The sequence below is a fragment of the Sphingobacterium sp. SGL-16 genome (assembly GCF_011043515.1).
Taxonomy (GTDB): Bacteria; Bacteroidota; Bacteroidia; order Sphingobacteriales; family Sphingobacteriaceae; genus Sphingobacterium; species Sphingobacterium litopenaei.
In genome coordinates this window covers 48,527-65,074 of record NZ_JAAKGQ010000008.1, presented here as the reverse complement: position 1 = coordinate 65,074, position 16,548 = coordinate 48,527, and the positions used below count along the sequence as shown (strand labels likewise).

Annotated in this window: 19 protein-coding genes, 1 tRNA gene and 1 pseudogene; 9 read left to right on the top strand and 12 right to left on the bottom strand. The window is 37.4% G+C overall.

All coding sequences use genetic code 11. The features are described from left to right. Positions 1–47 precede the first annotated feature (47 nt). Both G5B32_RS04775 and mqnB read right to left on the bottom strand, forming a co-directional pair. Complete coding sequence (locus G5B32_RS04775) at positions 48–1,034, bottom strand: pyruvate dehydrogenase complex E1 component subunit beta (protein WP_165290404.1); 987 nt, start codon at positions 1,032–1,034, stop codon at positions 48–50. 124 nt (positions 1,035–1,158) lie between these two features. Beyond that, positions 1,159–1,767: a futalosine hydrolase gene (mqnB, locus tag G5B32_RS04770; protein ID WP_165290403.1), complete on the bottom strand. Its 609-nt coding sequence runs from the start codon at positions 1,765–1,767 to the stop codon at positions 1,159–1,161. 53 nt (positions 1,768–1,820) lie between these two features. On the opposite strand from mqnB, the gene G5B32_RS04765 reads away from it, so the two are divergent. The 8 genes from G5B32_RS04765 to G5B32_RS04730 all read left to right on the top strand — a co-directional run bounded on the left by G5B32_RS04765 (position 1,821) and on the right by G5B32_RS04730 (position 7,848). After that, complete coding sequence (locus G5B32_RS04765) at positions 1,821–2,234, top strand: 6-pyruvoyl trahydropterin synthase family protein (RefSeq protein WP_165290402.1); 414 nt, start codon at positions 1,821–1,823, stop codon at positions 2,232–2,234. A 27-nt stretch (positions 2,235–2,261) separates the two neighbouring features. Then, positions 2,262–2,891 carry a GTP cyclohydrolase I FolE gene (gene folE, locus G5B32_RS04760; RefSeq protein ID WP_165290401.1) on the top strand — a complete coding sequence of 210 codons (630 nt, stop codon included), beginning with the start codon at positions 2,262–2,264 and terminating at the stop codon, positions 2,889–2,891. 153 nt (positions 2,892–3,044) lie between these two features. Beyond that, the gene (locus G5B32_RS04755; protein WP_165290400.1) at positions 3,045–3,680 is read left to right on the top strand and encodes an O-methyltransferase; all 636 of its coding nucleotides are present in this window, start codon (positions 3,045–3,047) and stop codon (positions 3,678–3,680) included. 22 nt (positions 3,681–3,702) lie between these two features. Further along, positions 3,703–4,206 (top strand): glucosaminidase domain-containing protein, encoded by a 504-nt coding sequence (locus G5B32_RS04750; RefSeq protein WP_165290399.1) that lies wholly within the window; start codon positions 3,703–3,705, stop codon positions 4,204–4,206. 25 nt (positions 4,207–4,231) lie between these two features. Beyond that, positions 4,232–5,086 carry a glucosaminidase domain-containing protein gene (locus G5B32_RS04745; protein WP_165290398.1) on the top strand — a complete coding sequence of 285 codons (855 nt, stop codon included), beginning with the start codon at positions 4,232–4,234 and terminating at the stop codon, positions 5,084–5,086. Positions 5,087–5,141: 55 nt separating this feature from the next. Further along, a complete protein-coding gene (locus tag G5B32_RS04740; protein ID WP_165290397.1) occupies positions 5,142–5,903 on the top strand; it encodes a hypothetical protein in 762 nt (253 codons plus the stop codon). 11 nt (positions 5,904–5,914) lie between these two features. Next, a complete protein-coding gene (locus tag G5B32_RS04735; protein ID WP_165290396.1) occupies positions 5,915–6,904 on the top strand; it encodes a DUF3078 domain-containing protein in 990 nt (329 codons plus the stop codon). Positions 6,905–6,915: 11 nt separating this feature from the next. After that, the gene (locus tag G5B32_RS04730; protein ID WP_240899001.1) at positions 6,916–7,848 is read left to right on the top strand and encodes an N-acetylmuramoyl-L-alanine amidase; all 933 of its coding nucleotides are present in this window, start codon (positions 6,916–6,918) and stop codon (positions 7,846–7,848) included. Here the strand turns inward: G5B32_RS04730 and G5B32_RS04725 are convergent. The 6 genes from G5B32_RS04725 to G5B32_RS04700 all read right to left on the bottom strand — a co-directional run bounded on the left by G5B32_RS04725 (position 7,845) and on the right by G5B32_RS04700 (position 13,927). Next, positions 7,845–9,557 carry a sodium:solute symporter family transporter gene (locus G5B32_RS04725; RefSeq protein WP_165290395.1) on the bottom strand — a complete coding sequence of 571 codons (1,713 nt, stop codon included), beginning with the start codon at positions 9,555–9,557 and terminating at the stop codon, positions 7,845–7,847. The two genes, G5B32_RS04730 and G5B32_RS04725, sit on opposite strands and share 4 nt — an antisense overlap. Positions 9,558–9,662: 105 nt before the next feature. Then, complete coding sequence (locus G5B32_RS04720; protein ID WP_165290394.1) at positions 9,663–9,857, bottom strand: hypothetical protein; 195 nt, start codon at positions 9,855–9,857, stop codon at positions 9,663–9,665. Positions 9,858–9,871: 14 nt separating this feature from the next. Next, the gene (locus tag G5B32_RS04715) at positions 9,872–12,340 is read right to left on the bottom strand and encodes a PIG-L family deacetylase (protein ID WP_165290393.1); all 2,469 of its coding nucleotides are present in this window, start codon (positions 12,338–12,340) and stop codon (positions 9,872–9,874) included. 340 nt (positions 12,341–12,680) lie between these two features. After that, positions 12,681–12,938 carry a DUF6952 family protein gene (locus tag G5B32_RS04710; protein WP_165290392.1) on the bottom strand — a complete coding sequence of 86 codons (258 nt, stop codon included), beginning with the start codon at positions 12,936–12,938 and terminating at the stop codon, positions 12,681–12,683. Continuing rightward, on the bottom strand, positions 12,919–13,233 hold the full coding sequence (locus tag G5B32_RS04705) for a thioredoxin family protein (RefSeq protein WP_165290391.1): 315 nt from the start codon (positions 13,231–13,233) through the stop codon (positions 12,919–12,921). The genes G5B32_RS04710 and G5B32_RS04705 overlap by 20 nt, the downstream gene beginning before the upstream one ends. A gap of 61 nt (positions 13,234–13,294) precedes the next feature. Further along, a complete protein-coding gene (locus G5B32_RS04700) occupies positions 13,295–13,927 on the bottom strand; it encodes a peroxiredoxin (protein WP_165290390.1) in 633 nt (210 codons plus the stop codon). A gap of 194 nt (positions 13,928–14,121) precedes the next feature. Between G5B32_RS04700 and G5B32_RS04695 the strand changes: the two genes are divergently transcribed. Beyond that, positions 14,122–14,196, top strand: a tRNA-Arg gene (locus G5B32_RS04695). A 280-nt stretch (positions 14,197–14,476) separates the two neighbouring features. On the opposite strand, the pseudogene G5B32_RS17615 reads toward G5B32_RS04695, so the two are convergent. The 4 genes and pseudogenes from G5B32_RS17615 to G5B32_RS04675 form a co-directional block, all read right to left on the bottom strand. Next, positions 14,477–14,845: pseudogene (locus G5B32_RS17615) on the bottom strand (superoxide dismutase); the annotation flags it as partial. A gap of 15 nt (positions 14,846–14,860) precedes the next feature. Further along, positions 14,861–15,061 (bottom strand): hypothetical protein, encoded by a 201-nt coding sequence (locus tag G5B32_RS17535; protein ID WP_165290388.1) that lies wholly within the window; start codon positions 15,059–15,061, stop codon positions 14,861–14,863. Between the two features lie 16 nt (positions 15,062–15,077). Beyond that, positions 15,078–15,572 (bottom strand): c-type cytochrome, encoded by a 495-nt coding sequence (locus G5B32_RS04680; protein ID WP_165290387.1) that lies wholly within the window; start codon positions 15,570–15,572, stop codon positions 15,078–15,080. 23 nt (positions 15,573–15,595) lie between these two features. After that, entirely contained in the window at positions 15,596–16,546 is a 951-nt protein-coding gene (locus G5B32_RS04675; protein WP_165290386.1) for a transporter, read from the bottom strand. Positions 16,547–16,548 lie beyond the last annotated feature (2 nt).

The window sequence follows — 16,548 nt, the reverse complement described above, 5'->3', positions numbered from 1 at the left end:
AGGATAACTATTTAAGTTATCCTTTTTCAATATCTATTAAGAGCGGCTTATTTTTTCAAATAAGATACTTCTTTTACTGCTTTAACAACTTTTTCGATGCTTGGTAACGAAGCTTCTACTAATGTAGGTGCGTAAGCCAAAGGAACGTCTGCTGAAGTAACACGTGTAACAGGCGCATCTAAATAGTCAAATGCATTTTTCTGTACGTGGAAAGCAATTTCTGAAGAAATTGACGCTAATGGCCATGCTTCTTCAACCACTACTAGACGATTTGTTTTCTTAACTGATTCTAAGATTGTAGCATAATCAATTGGACGTACAGAGCGTAAGTCAATTAATTCTACGCTGATACCTTCTTTTTCTAATTCTGCTACTGCAGGAATTACAACGCGAGGTAACATTTTACCAAAAGATACTACTGTAACATCAGTACCTTCTTGGATAATATTTGCTTTACCAATTGGTAAGTAGTATTCTTCTTCAGGAACTGGTCCTTTGTCTCCGTACATTACTTCTGACTCCATGAAGATTACTGGATCTGGATCAATTATAGCAGATTTTAATAAACCTTTTGCATCATACGGATTAGAAGGAACGACAACTTTCAATCCTGGAGTATTTGCATACCAGTTTTCAAAGTTTTGTGAGTGTTGTGCTGCTAATTGACCTGCGTTACCAGTTGGACCACGGAATACAATTGGACAGCTCAATTGACCACCTGACATTTGACGAATTTTTGCAGCAGAGTTGATAACTTGATCAATTGCTACTAATGAGAAGTTGAATGTCATGAACTCTACAATAGGTTTAAGACCATGTGTAGCAGCACCTACCGCAATACCAGCGAAACCAAGCTCTGCAATAGGAGTATCAATAACACGTTTAGGACCGAATTCATCAAGCATACCTTGGCTCACTTTATAAGCACCGTTATACTCAGCAACTTCTTCCCCCATTAAAAATATAGTTTCATCTTTACGCATTTCTTCGTTCAATGCTTCACGAAGTGCTTCTCTGAATTGTATTTCTCTCATTAGTCTGTAAAATAGTCTTATTTTTATAGAATACGCAAAGCTAATATTTTAAAATGATATTTTCGCAAAATTAGGGGATGAAATCGATGATATTTGTCATTTTTAGATAAGCTTTTGCGAATACTTAATAATTATTTAGGACGAAGTTCCTTAACCAATTGTTTAGATTATTTATGGCTAAGTCAATTTCCCAGGCTGATTTATTTCTTTTTTCTACATAATTGGAAATAGCTCTTATTTGTGCGCAATGTATATTTTGCTCTCCACAGGCAAAGAACACCGCGGCACCTTCCATACTTTCAATTTTTACATTTGGAAGTCTTTCCGCTACTTTACTAATACTGCTTTCATTGCCATGTACTTTGTTTACGGTAATTGCATCATAGATTGGGAGGTCTAAGATCAAATTATTCTGGGAAGTAAATGTGCCTTTTCCGAAGCACAAATCATCAATAGATATGAACGTTTCCCCATCTTCTGCCCCGAGTTCGTAAAAAGTGTCGGAACCAATCGATACCACACTTCCCAGAGATATTTTCCTATCAAATGAACCCGCAATACCTACATTGAGTACATGCGATATATCTAGATTTAAAGCTAAATATTTACCCAAAGCAAATGCTGTCGTAGTCATCCCCACTCCAGTGATGAGATATGGAACTTCTCTTTCTTCCAATAACGGTATATTGTCCAAAATTTCAAATCTTGTGGCAGCGACAATCAAAGGCTTCATTTTCTTATGTTTTGAAATGCTAAGTTATATTTTTTTGAGGTATCTTTGTAGTTATGATATATATCACACGAAGAGAGCGGTTTTGCGCTGCACATAAATTACATCGGGAAGAATGGTCTGCCCAGAAGAATGAGGCTGTCTTCGGGTATTGTTCCAACCCCAATTGGCATGGTCACAATTACGAATTATACGTCACTGTGAAAGGTGAAGTAAATCCTGAAACAGGATTCGTAATTGATCTTAAAATCATGAAAAGTATTATCAATACCTATGTTATTGATAAATTGGATCATAAGAATATCAATTTGGATGTAGATTTTATGCAGGGTAAAATGGCATCAACAGAGGTGATTGCGATAGAAATTTTTCATCAATTGAAACCACATTTTGAGCAGCATAATGTCCTTTTGCATAGTGTACGACTACACGAAACAGAAAATAACTCCGTCGAGTATTTCGGCAATTAATAAAGTAATCAAACAAAATACAATAAAATGAGTAATCCTACGGATTTCAATGAGGAATTGGACGGTTATAAAAAAATTGACCAATATAATGAACAGCACGTTGATCGTATTGCAAATCATTATACGGATATTTTAGAAGCTTTAGGCGAAAACCCAAGACGCGAAGGGCTGATCAAAACTCCAGAACGTGTAGCTAAAGCTTTGCAGTTTTTGACACATGGATACGATATTGATGCCGCCGAGGTGTTGCGTAGCGCAATGTTTGAAGAAGATTATAGCCAAATGGTTGTGGTGAAAGATATTGAAGTCTATTCAATGTGCGAGCACCATATGTTGCCATTCTTTGGTAAAGCACATATTGCTTATATTCCAAATGGTCATATCGTAGGTTTAAGTAAAATTCCTCGTGTGGTAGACGCTTTTGCTCGTCGTTTGCAAGTGCAAGAACGTTTGACAAATGAAATTCGTGATTGTATACAAGAAACGTTAAATCCAGCTGGAGTAGCTGTGGTCATTGAATGTAAACATATGTGTATGGCAATGCGAGGTGTACAGAAACAAAATTCCGTTACTACTACTTCTGCCTTCACGGGAGCATTTCAAAATGATGTTACACGCTCCGAATTTTTAAGATTAATCACAGCATCTTTAGACTAGTATTTTAATACATATTTAAAAGCCTAAAAACCTGCATATAAAACGCATTATGCAGGTTTTTTTATTCGTAAATTAAACTAAATCAATTATCTAAAGTCTGTGTAATAGCACAAAAATCGACTGAAATTTAAATAAGTTATTAACTTTGTGGTTATGTTTCAGAACGAGGAGCGCGTAAATAGTTATTTGGAGAGCATTTGTGACGAAGAAAATGCATTGCTGAAAAAGATTAATAGAGAGACCTATCTGAGGGAAACAATGCCTCATATGATGTCTGGTCATTATCAAGGACGTGCATTAGCCATGATCAGTAAAATGGTGTCTCCAAAGCGAGTTTTAGAGATTGGGACATTTACAGGATACGCTACTTTGTGTCTGGCCGAAGGGCTGAAAACTGATGGTGAATTACACACCATAGATATTAACGAGGAGCAGCAAGAGCGCGTGCAAGGTTATTTTGGTCAGTCGCCTTATTCTTCTCAGATTCATTACCATATAGGGGATGCTTTTGAGATTGTTCCGACATTGGAAGGAGATTTTGACTTAGTCTTTATAGATGCAGATAAAAAAAGAAATCTTATCTATTATGACATGTTAGTAGATCGTGTTCCTTCTGGAGGTATTTTAATGATAGATAATGTTTTGTGGAAAGGAAAGGTTTTCGATGAGAATCCAGACAACCAAACAAAACAGGTCTTAGAATTAAACAAAACTTTGGCAGCAGATACTCGTGTGGAGAAACTGATACTGCCTATCAGAGACGGGCTTTTTGTGTTGCGCAAAAAGTAATGGTTGAACTAAAAAAGAGATTATGCAAAAATCTTTAATTAGCAAGGGGTTGCTAATAATGATCTTATGTTTAATTTGTGTAGCATCAACATTTGGACAACAGAAATTTAGTCCTACAAGCTATATAAACGAGCATAAACAGGTAGCACAGCAACTCATGCGTGAAACAGGTGTTCCAGCATCTGTGATTTTGGCAGTCGCTATTCACGAAAGCGCATATGGCAATAGTCGTATAGCCAAGCACTTAAATAATCACTTTGGAATTAAGGGAAAAAACAATAGCAAACAGATTAAATCTGCATATAAAGGCTATGCTTCCGTCATGGAATCATATAAGGATTTTATCGATTTGTTAAAAAGAAGAAAGTCTACAGAACATTTATTTGACAAGTATTCTTTCAAAAATTGCCAAGCATGGGTGAACGGAATTGCTCGTTCGGGATATTCACAGACGAAATCTTGGAAAACACATGTGATTGGCACTATAAATAGGTACAATTTAGATCAATACGATAAACTTCAGTAATATTTCCGTAACCGTAAAAACCCCAATGAAATTACTTGTTTATTTGTTATTTGGAGCTTTAATATTGAGTTCATGTGCGACACGTCGCTCATCTTCTACAGTATTAAAAAATCCTTCTTCGACACAGACGAATACCTCCAATAGGAATTCCCCTGGAACCACAAATACTTCCGTACGAAAACCAACTTCCACTTCAGGATTATCATATATTGATCAATTCAAAGGCATCGCTATTGCTGAAATGGAAAAGTACGGCATTCCAGCCAGTATCAAATTGGCACAGGCGCTTTTGGAATCGGGAAATGGGAATTCTACCCTGGCAAGAGAAGCAAATAATCATTTTGGGATCAAATGTGGAGGCACTTGGACAGGTCCAAGTATGACCAAGTCGGATGACAATCCGAATGACTGTTTTAGGGTGTATAGTAATCCAGAACAGTCCTTCAAAGATCACTCGCAATTTTTATTACGTAAGCGCTATGAGAAATTATTCTCTTTAAACAAGAATGACTACAAAGGTTGGGCTTATGGATTGAAAGAAGCTGGTTATGCTACCAACCCTCGGTATCCTGAGTTGTTAATTGATTTGATCGAGCGATATGAGTTATATAAATATGATTTGCCAGAAAGTAAATCAGAGAAAATAGCTCGCGAGGTAAAAGTTGAAACAACGATTGAGAAGAAAGAAGAGAAAGGTGAAGTGGTGCAGGCAGAACAAATCAAATCTCCTGTACGGATGGTCATTCACGAAGTGAAAACTGGAAATACTTTATATAGTATATCAAAGCAGTATAATGTATCGGTAGATCAAATTAAACAATTAAATAACCTTTCTTCGGAAAATCTTTCTCTAGGTCAGCTTTTAGTAATTAGCAAATAGTGAAAAGATGTTAAGAGAGTGGTAAATTATTGGATAATAATGTAGTTTTATCCTTGTGAAAATCAATATCTACCATATTCTATTTATATTGCTATGTTGTTTGCCCAAATCTTGGGCTATCGCTCAAGAAAGTATAGGAGGGATGGTGCTGGATGCGGAATCAAAGCAACGTATCGGAAAGGTATTTATTGTTAATAAAACTACAGGCGAGAACACTTATAACAACAGTAAAGGTGAGTTTAACCTGACGCTAAAGCCTGGAGATATTATCATAGCTAATAAGGAAAATTATCACGGCGATACGATTTCATATGCAGGAGCCAAAGCTTTGATTATAAATTTAAAAAGAAAGACTATAGCTATAGCTCCAGTGACAGTAATGGGTAGAGTTTCTCCGGAGGAAATATTGGCTCGTCGTAGAGAGGAGTATAATAAAGCTTATCGGTTAGCGGATCCGGGAGATTTTGTTTCTGTGGGTCAGAATGGTGCAGGATTGAGTATAGATGCGGTATATAATTATTTTAGTCGAGAAGGTAAGAATGCCCGTAGACTAACGAAGTATTTTCAAAAGGAGTACGAAGATAATTATATTGATATTGTATTCACGAGAGAGCTTGTACGCGGGGTGACGGGATTAGAGGGTGAGCCTCTAGATAATTTTATGATACGTTATCGTCCGGAGTATAATTTTGTACTGACAGCAGATAGATATCAATTGGTAAAATACATTAAAACGAAATACGAATATTTTAAACATATACCATATATTAAGCCATTACCAGATTTGAAGGAAATTGATTTAAATTTGGAAAATTAGACGTTTATATTATGTTAAGAAAGCTAACTTTTGTCCTAATTCTTTTTGTGTCACTATTTGGTACACACACATTTGCACAAGTAAATCTTAAAGATTTGCGGGAGAAACCAGATTCTAAGATTGTCAATGCGGATACAATTAAAGAAAATGCAATCAAGCAAATCAATGTTCCTATTCCGAAGTTGGGGTTGGAGGTTAATTATTGGAAGCATTGGACAAAGTTTGGATTGAATGCCAATCAAGCATCTTTTAGTGATAACTGGAATGCCGGAGGTGTAAATTCCATGTCTTTGATGGGTTTATTTTGGCATAAAGCCGATTATACACGTGATCGTTTCAATTTTGTGTCAGAATTAGATCTTAAATATGGTAAGATTCAAAACAAAGATCAGTTAGCTAAAAAGAATAACGACCGTATATTTTGGGATAATAAATTATCTCATAAATTTTCAGAAAAATGGGCGCTGTATTTTTCATTTACTTTTGAATCCCAGTTTGATGTAGGTTACAAATATGGAAAAGTGGATGGGGAAGATGCAATAATTGATACTATAAGCGCATTTATGGCCCCTGGATATTTTACAGAGTCTTTTGGTTTGGAGTATAAGCCTGATAAAACATTTTCACTTCGTATTGGTACAGGTACTGCCCGTCAAACTTTAATATTAGATAACAGAATCGCTCCTAAAGAGGGAGGAAGTGCGGTATATGGTGTGGAGCCAGGAGAAAATTTTCGTAATGACCTCGCTTTTCAGATTACGGCCAATTTAGATCGTGATTTGTCAAAAAATTTAAATCTTAAGGCTAGATACAATTTGTTCGCGGATTATAAAAAGTTGAGTGATCCTGATAATAGATTGGATCTTACGTTAACAGCTAAAATAACCAAACTGGTTAATGTTACAGCGAATGGTATTTTGGTGTACGATTCTGACCAAAGTGGTAAAGTACAATATAATCAAGGTTTAGCATTGGGTATTTTGTTTTCATTACCTAGATAATAAGTGTAAAAATGATGAAGTGGGGTGGATTAGGATTGTTATTAGTAACGCAATTATGTGCGTGTGGGTCGAAGAAGGATCTGAAGCAGAAACCACTAATTGCGGCTACTGAAAGTAAAGTAGATTCCTTAACACAGGTTATTAAAGAATCAGCAAAGTCTGTAAGGGAAAGCACCACGACCTTACTAGTTAGCGCGGACACGCTTCCTAATTTCCCTTCTATTTCAGTTATTAAGGAATTGACTCCCGAGGAAAAATTGATTGAGCAGAAGCGAGCGGGTGTCAATAAAAACACGGATTGGGCAAGTGCTATTCATTACGACAACCGCAAGCCTAATTATGTTATTATTCATCATACATCACAAAATAGCACGGCTCAAACGGTTCGTACGTTTCAGTTAGCACATACAAAAGTCAGTTCGCATTATGTCATTGGTCGTGGTGGGCAAGTAATTCAAATGCTGAATGATTATGACCGAGCTTGGCATGCAGGTAAAAGCAAATGGGGTACGATTACGGATATGAATTCGGTGTCACTGGGGATTGAACTGGATAATAATGGTCGAGAACCTTTTCCCGAAGCACAGATTAATTCGCTTTTGGTGTTGTTAGATACCCTAAAATCTAAATATCTAATACCTCAATTAAACTTTATCGGTCATGCGGATATTGCGCCAACACGTAAAGATGATCCTAATGTCAATTTCCCTTGGAAAATATTAGCAGAAAAAGGATTCGGTGTGTGGTATAATGAAGATTTCCTTCCTGAGCCTCCTACTGCTTTTAATCCCACGGACGCACTCAAGATTATTGGTTACGATATGAGCAATCCAGAAGCCGCTATTCGTGCTTTTAAACGTAAATTTATTCGTACGGAAGTAAATGGTGTTTTGACGGCTAGAGATAGAGCTGTTTTATACGATTTGTATAGGAAGTATTATTAGTCTACTTCCGAATTCGTTACTGTAGCTTTCTTTGAAAATATCGCTTCAAAAAAATATCCAAATAAAATAACCAGTACACAGCCAATCAAATTCAACCAAAGGAAAGCTATAAAGTCCTGTAACCAGATAAGGACCACGATTATTTCTGTACCTACTGCTGCCCAGAATACCGCATTTCCACGAATTCTCTTAAAGTAAAAAGCGACTAGAAAAATTCCTAAAATAGTCCCGTAAAACAGGGATCCCAAAATATTAACTGCTTCTAACAAATTGCCCAGTTTGTTTGCGAATAAAGCGACGATAATAGCAAAAACGCCCCATCCAAATGTGCACAATCGTGAAGCATTTAAGTAATTTTTTTCAGAAGCATTTTTATTGATAAGTCTTTTATAGATGTCTATAACGGTGGTAGATGCAAGCGAGTTAATTGCGCTGGATGTGGCTCCCATGGATGCAAGCATAATGATGGCGATGAGCAATCCGATTAAGCCTTTGGGGAAAACAGAAGTAACAAAGGAAAGAAAAATGTAGTTATTATCATTCGTTTCTGCTTTGCTGTCATTTGCTTTAATTAAACTTATTGCGGATTCGCGTAACGCATTTGATTGTTTATTTATAGACTTTAAATGTTCTTGGTTTTCTTTTATATGCTCTTCCTTGTTTTCAGATTTAGCCTGATGTAGATTATTTAATATTTGTACGCGTTGCTGAGTTAGTAAATCTTGTTCTGCTTGCAATTTTTTGTATTCTTCTCCATACGCGCTGTTTTCAATTTTTTGTATTTCGGTTGGATTAAAAAATAGCGGAGCGGAATTGTATTGATAGTATACGAAAACCAATACCCCAATTAACAGAATACAAAACTGCATCGGGACCTTTAGAAGCCCATTCATCAGTAAACCCATACGGCTTTCACGGACTGATGATCCTGTTAGATAGCGACCTACTTGACTTTGGTCTGTTCCAAAGTAGGAAAGTTGTAAGAAGAAGCCGCCGATTAAACCTGTCCAAACCGTATATTGATTGTTCCAATCAAGTGTAAAATCTATAGCATTAGTTTTATTGGATGCCCCTGCAATGTGCAGCGCTTCTACAAAGCCTACTTCTGAAGGTAAAAAATGTATTACCATCATTCCAGCAGCAAGCAACCCCCCGAAGATAATACCCATTTGCAATAATTGGGTATAGGAAACAGCTTTAGTACCTCCATAAGTGGTGTATAACACGACAATTCCGCCGATAAGTAAAGTCGTATAAAATACATCTACATGCAATACTGAGGACAGAATAATGGAAGGAGCAAAAATTGTTATTCCCGTCGAAATGCCTCGTTGAATAAGAAATAATAAAGCGGTAAGAGATCTGGTTTTGATGTCAAAGCGTTTTTCAAGGAATTCATAGGCGGTATAAACTTTAAGCTTATGAAATATGGGGACAAACGTGACACAGAGAACAACCATTGCGAGCGGCAGTCCAAAATAGAATTGGACAAAGCTCATTCCCGAAGTAAAAGCTAAACCTGGAGCGGAAAGAAATGTGATGGCGCTAGCCTGTGTCGCCATGACCGAAAGTCCTACATTGTACCAAGGTAATTCGCGATTACTAAGTAGAAATCCTTCAATATTATTAATATTCCTGCTTTTGTAGATTCCATACAGAACTATCAAAAGCAGGGTAGTAAAGAGTACTATCCAATCGATAATACTCATGAGAAATATTGTGTAAATAGATACATTCCTAATATGCACAGCACGAGCCAGACAACCACTATCCAGTAAAATTGTCGCCAACTACGTGCAAAAGGTGGCATATTGTTATCTATCACTTTCTTTATGTGGAAGAATTACAGAAATAAAGATTGTAGCTACGATTAATCCGCCTACTAATCCGCCAATAAGGCTTAAGACAGAACCACAAGCTGCAAAAGAGATTAATGCACCAAAGATAGTTCCGATTAATAAAATAAGACCTTTTACATTTAAAGGTTGATCGTTTACTTGATTTTCCATGTTATTGTGATAATTTACTTTTCGTTTGTTAACAAATTTACAAATAATCTGTAAGCTCCGGGTACTCCAGCAGGCAATTGTCTGAAAAACGACAAGGAAGTATAAACAAATTTACCTTTTCCGTATTTTGCAATAAGTAAAGAACCATTATGAGGCTTTTCATCCTTATCATGCATACTTAATGGAGTTCTGTAATTGTTGTTTATATTTTCAGCAAAATACAAGCCACGTTCTTGTACCCAACCTTCAAAGTCTTTGCTGTTGATTTTATTGGGATAAGAAAAAGCAGGATCAGCAACATCGAAGTTATATTTAGAGTCTTCTTCTGTGACACGCTCTCTCCCAATATTGAAATCATAAGGTCCCAGCTTATCTGATGCTAATCTGCCGTTTACATTGTATTGCGAGAGAACAACACCACCTTCTTTTACATAATCTAAAAGTTTTTTCATGTTATTTCCACTAATCTTAGCTACATTAAAATAGCGCACTCCAATGATTACAGCGTCATATTGTTTTAGGTTGCTAAGTGTTAGATCTTTGTCTGATAATGTAGTCACGTTGATGCCAATTTGAGGAAGAGATTCTGCTACTAAATCGCCTGCGCCAGCAAGATATCCTACATTTTTAACCGAATTTTCCAATTGTACATTTTGACAAATAATTTCAGTGGTAGGAAACCAAGTAATGGTCGGTATATGGTCGTAAGAAAGTGTTTTGATATGTCTTAAAACTTCTCCACTGTGACTAAATGTCAAAACAACTTTCTCGCTATTTGCAGCTGTAGGTTTTAAGATTAAAGTTTTAGTAATAGAATTTTCCTTCCCAAAATCAAGAGTCAAATTACTAGCTGAAATGTTCCAACCTTGGATTGGAGCAAGCTGCACCTCAAATTGTGATTTACTATTATCGTGACGTGTGAAGGTAATTTCAATGCTTCTTTCCTCTTGATTCTTGCTTAAAATAATATTAGAAGCAGCCTCTACAGTTATTTCGGGCAGCATTACCAGTGGATCATGTACTTCGCCTTTTACCGGATCTACATAACGATGCTGGATTTCCTGAAATAAGGCAATAGGTTCACCATTAATTTTGAAAGTAAAAGTTGCCTTTGGAGCTGCAGGATTTGTCGGATAGCCTACTGACTCAATAGGAATATTGAATTTTCCTAAAGTGTTCGGTTGTACTAACCAATACGGCTGCGAAGTGCTTTTGTAGATTGTTTTGACATTGCCTCTCCACAGATTATTGGTTTGTAATGGTTGATTGACATCTTGGTCGTTCACTTTAACAAGCTCCGCCTGAATATCGGGATTGCGAACAATTACTTCTGCCTGAAAAGAGAAGTCTTTATTTACGACTTGTTGATTTTGATTGCTGTATGCATCCCACCAAATTCCTGCACAGGCAATAATCAAGTCCTGAACTTCTTGTTTCTTTTGTGCTATCCAATAGCGATGGTTGGCTGCTGAAGGATTTTTGGTATCGATAACATAAGCTTCCAAAGCTTTTTTAAGTTTAATTAAATCATTAACAGATTTTTGTGGTTGTGCAGATACAAATTCCGTATTTAACTTCCGAATTAGCTGTTGAATAGTTTGCGTATTGGGAATTCTTTGCCAAGATGTTTCGACCTCATCCAATAAAGTTTTGTTTGCTTTGCTTCCTGCTACATGTTCAAAATATTCAAAGGAAGTACCACGCGAAGACGCAGAGCCAAATCCTTGTGTTTTGTGTTGTGACCGGCTGTGTGCGGCTATTTCACCATACGATTGACCTAGAATAGCATTGTAATGCCCTATATCGATCTTCAGTTGATCTTCAGAAGTATTGTTTTGTCCGCCGAAATTTGCGGTATTCCAAATCAATCGTTTTGATTGCCAGGTACTTAAAGTTTTTAGTTGCTCAGGGAATTTGTTTTTATCAGCTGCTGCTAGGAAAGCTTCGTGCGCTAAAATGGCCGAGGCTTGGTGATGGCCATGTCCGCCACGTTTGTCTGGTGGAAAACGTGTAATGATGATATCGGGTTGGAACTTACGAATAATCCATACCGCTTCACGTAAAGCTGTCTCGTGGTCCCAAAATTGAAAAGTCTCTTCGTGGGTTTTGGAAAAACCAAAATCATAAGCCGAAGAAAAGAGCTGTTCACCTTTGTCAACTGAACGAGCCGCCAATAATTCGTGCGTACGAATCAAGCCCAAATTAATCCCCAAATCTGTTCCTAAAAGATTCTGTCCGCCGTCACCTCTGGTCAACGATAAATAAGCTGTTCTATATTTTTGTTCTTGAGCAAGCCAAGCGATCAATCTGGTGTTTTCATCATCAGGATGCGCTGCAAAATACAAGACCGAGCCTAACGTATTGAGTTTTTGAAGGCCGATTTGAATATCACTAGCGGATTTAGAAGCAGTCTGACTCTTTGCCGATTGAAAATGAAAGAGTAGGAAAGCTATAAGGGTGATGTAATTGGAAATATTTCGCATAGTTAAATATAATCGGTTTATCGCAAAATCTACAAATTGAAACAGAATTGTTAAAATGAAAAAAGAGTTGAAATATTACTTCAACTCTTTTTCAACAACAATTAAAAATCTTTTAGTCTTAAATAGTGTGCTTCAATAAATCTTTGGCGTTCTAGTCACAATTTTATAGAATGTGATGTAAACTCTGCGAGAGTTATTTTAGCTCTACTATAAAAGTAGTATAAAAGATTGAATTCCTATCTATTCAGGTAAAAAAAAATTTCCACATTGAAGGAGTTTTACACATGTGCAATCTGGAAATCTTTTTTCAAGTAAGATTGGAACAATTTTTTAATATTGTTTATTTGTCGATAGACCCTAAAACACGTTTCATAAACATGTTTAAAGCTTCTTTTTTCGGTGTACCTTCTTTGATTAATTTATCAACTTCGATCGCACCGTACATATTTGAAATCAGTTCGCCGATTACATCCAATTCTTCATCTTTCAATGAAGGCACTTCTGTAAGCGCTTCTAATGTTTCGATAGTTTCCAATACGTAATCTGCATCGTTTTGTTCGATGAATTCCGTAAGGTGCTTAATTACTGGTAACTTCATTTAATAAGTCGATTAATCCGTCGATTTTGTTTGTTTGTACTTGATTTACCAATTGGCCATTTTTGAACGCCGCAAAAGTAGGTAAATTATCTACATTAGCTAATTTTCTAGATTCAGGGAATTTCTCTGCATCTACGATCAAGAATTTTACATTCTCGTTTTCAGAAGCCATTTTTTTGAATTTCGGTTTCATAATACGGCAGTTTCCGCACCATGAAGCAGCATATTGTACCATTACGATTTCGTTGTTTGCTACAACGTCTTGTAATGTGTCGTTTTCTAATTCTTGCAACATAATAATAAGGATTTTTTGAATAAGAGGTGGAAGTACTCCACCTCTCTGATTTACTAATTTCTTAGTTCATAGATAAGTATGAAGCAACGCCATCACGTGTAGCGTTCATTGCTTCTTTACCTTCTTCCCAGTTTGCTGGACAAACTTCACCATGTTTTTGAACGTGAGTGTAAGCGTCGATCAAACGGATATATTCTTTTACGTTACGACCTAGAGGCATATCGTTTACTGACTCGTGGAATACTTTACCAGTCTCGTCGATCAAGTAAGTAGCACGGTATGTTACAGCAGAACCTTCAGCGATTAAACCGAATTCTGGGTGCTCAACTTCTTTAACATCCAAAATACCTAAGATGCTAGATAAGTTGCGGTTTGTGTCAGCGATAATAGGGTATTCGACACCTTCGATACCACCATTATCTTTAGGTGTATTTAACCAAGCAAAGTGAACTTCGTTTGAATCACAAGAAGCACCGATAACGATTGTATTACGTTTTTCGAATTCCGCTACCTCAGCTTGGAAAGCGTGTAATTCAGTAGGACAAACGAAGGTGAAATCTTTTGGGTACCAGAATAATAAGATTTTTTTGTTTTCTTGTTGTGCTTTTTCGAAAATGTTTAGTGAAATATAGTCACCTAAGTAATCAATAGCATCAACTGTAATGTTAGGGAAATTTTTACCTGTAAAACTCATAATAGTATCTTCTTTTAATGTGATGCAAAGGTAATCAATAGTAGTATATTAAAGTATAATTATTGCTTATATAGTATTGATATACTCTATATTTTAATTCGATAAATATTGGTAGATTTTATGAGGTTTATTTTGGATTGACGTTGATTTTGAAAGGGGCGTTTTATATTTTTGAACAGTATATTTTCTTAGCTGGCCCCGTAGTTCAACGGATAGAATAGATGTTTCCTAAACATTTGATAGCAGTTCGATTCTGCTCGGGGCTACCAAAGTTGCAAAAGAGGCAAAATCCAGTCCTAATTCTAGTATGCCTCTTTTTTTATTGCTTGCAATTTGTTGAAAATAAGCGATATACGAAAACACAGAATTTATCCTCGGGGTTCGACATTCATCGGTTTTCTTGCTATAGGTAATGCCCTCGGGAAAGAGCAGAAACTGTATACGCTTCTTGGTGTTATAGTCGGCAGAAACCCACTTTAAAGGTAATTCAAGGGCGAATTTCATGGCAAAACCAACGCCTCCGTCAAGGTTCGACACTTGCCGTGAGAGCTATGGAGGAGACACGTCCATCAACGGGTTGTCCTGATTGGGTGTTGATCCGATTTTTAACTGATTGCCGTCTTTTACCAGCCATGCCCATCCTGAGCCGAACTGACCCAATGCGGCTTTGGAAAACTCTTCTTTAAACGACTCGAAAGATCCAAAACTGCTGTTGATTGCTTCGGTAAGTTTTCCGGTCGGCAGATTGTTCTGTGACGGTTTACGGAGGATAGACCAAAATAATTCGTGGTTGAATGCGCCTCCCGAATTGTTGCGGAGCTTTGCCGAATATTTTGATATATGCGAAAACAGATCCTTTGCATCGGTAACCGATATATTTTCTTCCAATATCGCTTCATTGGCATTTTTCACATAGGCACCATAGTGACGCTATTAGTGGATCTGCATAGTCAATGCATCAATCACAGGTTCAAGATCATTAAAGGAATAGGTAAGCTTTGCGAGCTCGAACTTAAAATTACTGTTTACCGCTGCCCCTACAATATTATCTGCAAATGACCTATTGGCCAGTAATAGACCCGTAGCGAGTGTTAAACTTCCTTTTACAAAGTTTCTTCTATTTGTGGTTTTCATGATAAATAGAGTTTTGTTATAAATTCGTTTTTGCGTCTTCCTGTCTTAAGTATTCCAATATGGATTTCGCTTCCTGTTCGTTCAGACCTACACTGACCATCATGCTTTCATACTTGTCTTTTAGGACTAATGCATCCGGATCTTTTTCGAACATTTCTTCGGTATTCAGCATCAGGTTTAAAATCCATTCTGGCGTTCTTTTCTTCGTTATACCTTTTAACGCCGGGCCGAGTTTATCTTCGCCGTATTCGTGGCACATGGTACATCGAACGATAAACAGCTTGTTGCCCTCATCTGCCACAGCTTGGTCAAAAACTGGCTGTGCAAAAGATGTGATAGGCCCGATCCCTTTGTTTCCCTCCTTAAGATAATCATGGATCACCATTTCTTTGGGCTTGTCCTTTGTATTCGACTCTGATTGAGTTTCCGAACTGTTTGTATTCGGATTGTTGTTACAGGCAATAGCCGTAGCGAGAACACCAACGGCTAATAAAACACTTAATCTGTTCATATCTGTTTATTTTAGTAGTGAAATCAAAAGGACAACGATACATGGGTCATAAAGCGATTCTCCGCTTTTATACGTCCATCTGCAAGATTTTGGCTGATCGGTGTCTGAAAGTTTCCGCCAATAGATAATCTGCCTACATTGACCTCTATACCTGCAATGCCCATGGTGGAGTGTCCACCGGACTGGGCTACATCAAAACGGTTGTAAAGCACGTCTTTTGGTTGTGTTTCATAGAGTACACCTGAATTGGGAGAAATCCGTACCTTGTTCTGAATATTAAATTTATAATACGCCAAAGCATTTACTGTAAACTTGTTGGCATAACGGTATTCGTGCTTATTTTCGGTATTGATCTTGTAGGTCGCATTCACGTTGATACCGGCATCCATCAACCGGATGTCGTAAGCGGCGTTGATCATAAAATCGGTACTCGCTGTCCCTAACTGGAAATTGTTTGGTGCCCCCATCTCTGCACTAGATTGCTCGCTGGTATCATACTCGCCTGTAGGTGTCTTGATTCCAGCACCGATCCAAAGGGATTGCATCAGCAGTTTGTTGGAACCCGTCGTGCGGACATCATCCAAAAGTTTGTAATGCCCCATCACAACAACATCTCCGAGACCGTTCTTACTTCCCGTTTCGGTGTTCCCGTTACCGATAGTACGCTCGTTAAAACTATACGGAACGATCGCCATCACGCGCCAGCGCTCCCCAAAGTTCCAAGCCCCCCAAAGTTCCATTGTACGATATGTCTCATTCGTTGAATTAGGCGTACGGATGCCGTTTGAACCCAAGTGGGTCTGCAACCTATTCTGCTGATAACGTAAGCCAATAAAACGTTTATTAAAGTCCGGCAAGATACCCATATAGTAGCTTCCTACACCGCATCCGCAGACATCACAGGCTGCCGACTGCGGTATATTTGCAAAAAGTGCAACAGTGGACAAAACCAATAGTATAATTTTCTTTTTCATAT

What these genes read in the sequence shown, in the direction of transcription:
- G5B32_RS04775 (WP_165290404.1), bottom strand. Translation starts at nt 1,034, where the DNA reads ATGAGAGAAATACAATTCAGAGAAGCACTTCGTGAAGCATTGAACGAA.
- mqnB (WP_165290403.1), bottom strand. Translation starts at nt 1,767, where the DNA reads ATGAAGCCTTTGATTGTCGCTGCCACAAGATTTGAAATTTTGGACAAT.
- G5B32_RS04765 (WP_165290402.1), top strand. Translation starts at nt 1,821, where the DNA reads ATGATATATATCACACGAAGAGAGCGGTTTTGCGCTGCACATAAATTA.
- folE (WP_165290401.1), top strand. Translation starts at nt 2,262, where the DNA reads ATGAGTAATCCTACGGATTTCAATGAGGAATTGGACGGTTATAAAAAA.
- G5B32_RS04755 (WP_165290400.1), top strand. Translation starts at nt 3,045, where the DNA reads ATGTTTCAGAACGAGGAGCGCGTAAATAGTTATTTGGAGAGCATTTGT.
- G5B32_RS04750 (WP_165290399.1), top strand. Translation starts at nt 3,703, where the DNA reads ATGCAAAAATCTTTAATTAGCAAGGGGTTGCTAATAATGATCTTATGT.
- G5B32_RS04745 (WP_165290398.1), top strand. Translation starts at nt 4,232, where the DNA reads ATGAAATTACTTGTTTATTTGTTATTTGGAGCTTTAATATTGAGTTCA.
- G5B32_RS04735 (WP_165290396.1), top strand. Translation starts at nt 5,915, where the DNA reads ATGTTAAGAAAGCTAACTTTTGTCCTAATTCTTTTTGTGTCACTATTT.
- G5B32_RS04730 (WP_240899001.1), top strand. Translation starts at nt 6,916, where the DNA reads ATGATGAAGTGGGGTGGATTAGGATTGTTATTAGTAACGCAATTATGT.
- G5B32_RS04725 (WP_165290395.1), bottom strand. Translation starts at nt 9,557, where the DNA reads ATGAGTATTATCGATTGGATAGTACTCTTTACTACCCTGCTTTTGATA.
- G5B32_RS04720 (WP_165290394.1), bottom strand. Translation starts at nt 9,857, where the DNA reads ATGGAAAATCAAGTAAACGATCAACCTTTAAATGTAAAAGGTCTTATT.
- G5B32_RS04715 (WP_165290393.1), bottom strand. Translation starts at nt 12,340, where the DNA reads ATGCGAAATATTTCCAATTACATCACCCTTATAGCTTTCCTACTCTTT.
- G5B32_RS04710 (WP_165290392.1), bottom strand. Translation starts at nt 12,938, where the DNA reads ATGAAGTTACCAGTAATTAAGCACCTTACGGAATTCATCGAACAAAAC.
- G5B32_RS04705 (WP_165290391.1), bottom strand. Translation starts at nt 13,233, where the DNA reads ATGTTGCAAGAATTAGAAAACGACACATTACAAGACGTTGTAGCAAAC.
- G5B32_RS04700 (WP_165290390.1), bottom strand. Translation starts at nt 13,927, where the DNA reads ATGAGTTTTACAGGTAAAAATTTCCCTAACATTACAGTTGATGCTATT.
- G5B32_RS17535 (WP_165290388.1), bottom strand. Translation starts at nt 15,061, where the DNA reads ATGAAAACCACAAATAGAAGAAACTTTGTAAAAGGAAGTTTAACACTC.
- G5B32_RS04680 (WP_165290387.1), bottom strand. Translation starts at nt 15,572, where the DNA reads ATGAACAGATTAAGTGTTTTATTAGCCGTTGGTGTTCTCGCTACGGCT.
- G5B32_RS04675 (WP_165290386.1), bottom strand. Translation starts at nt 16,546, where the DNA reads ATGAAAAAGAAAATTATACTATTGGTTTTGTCCACTGTTGCACTTTTT.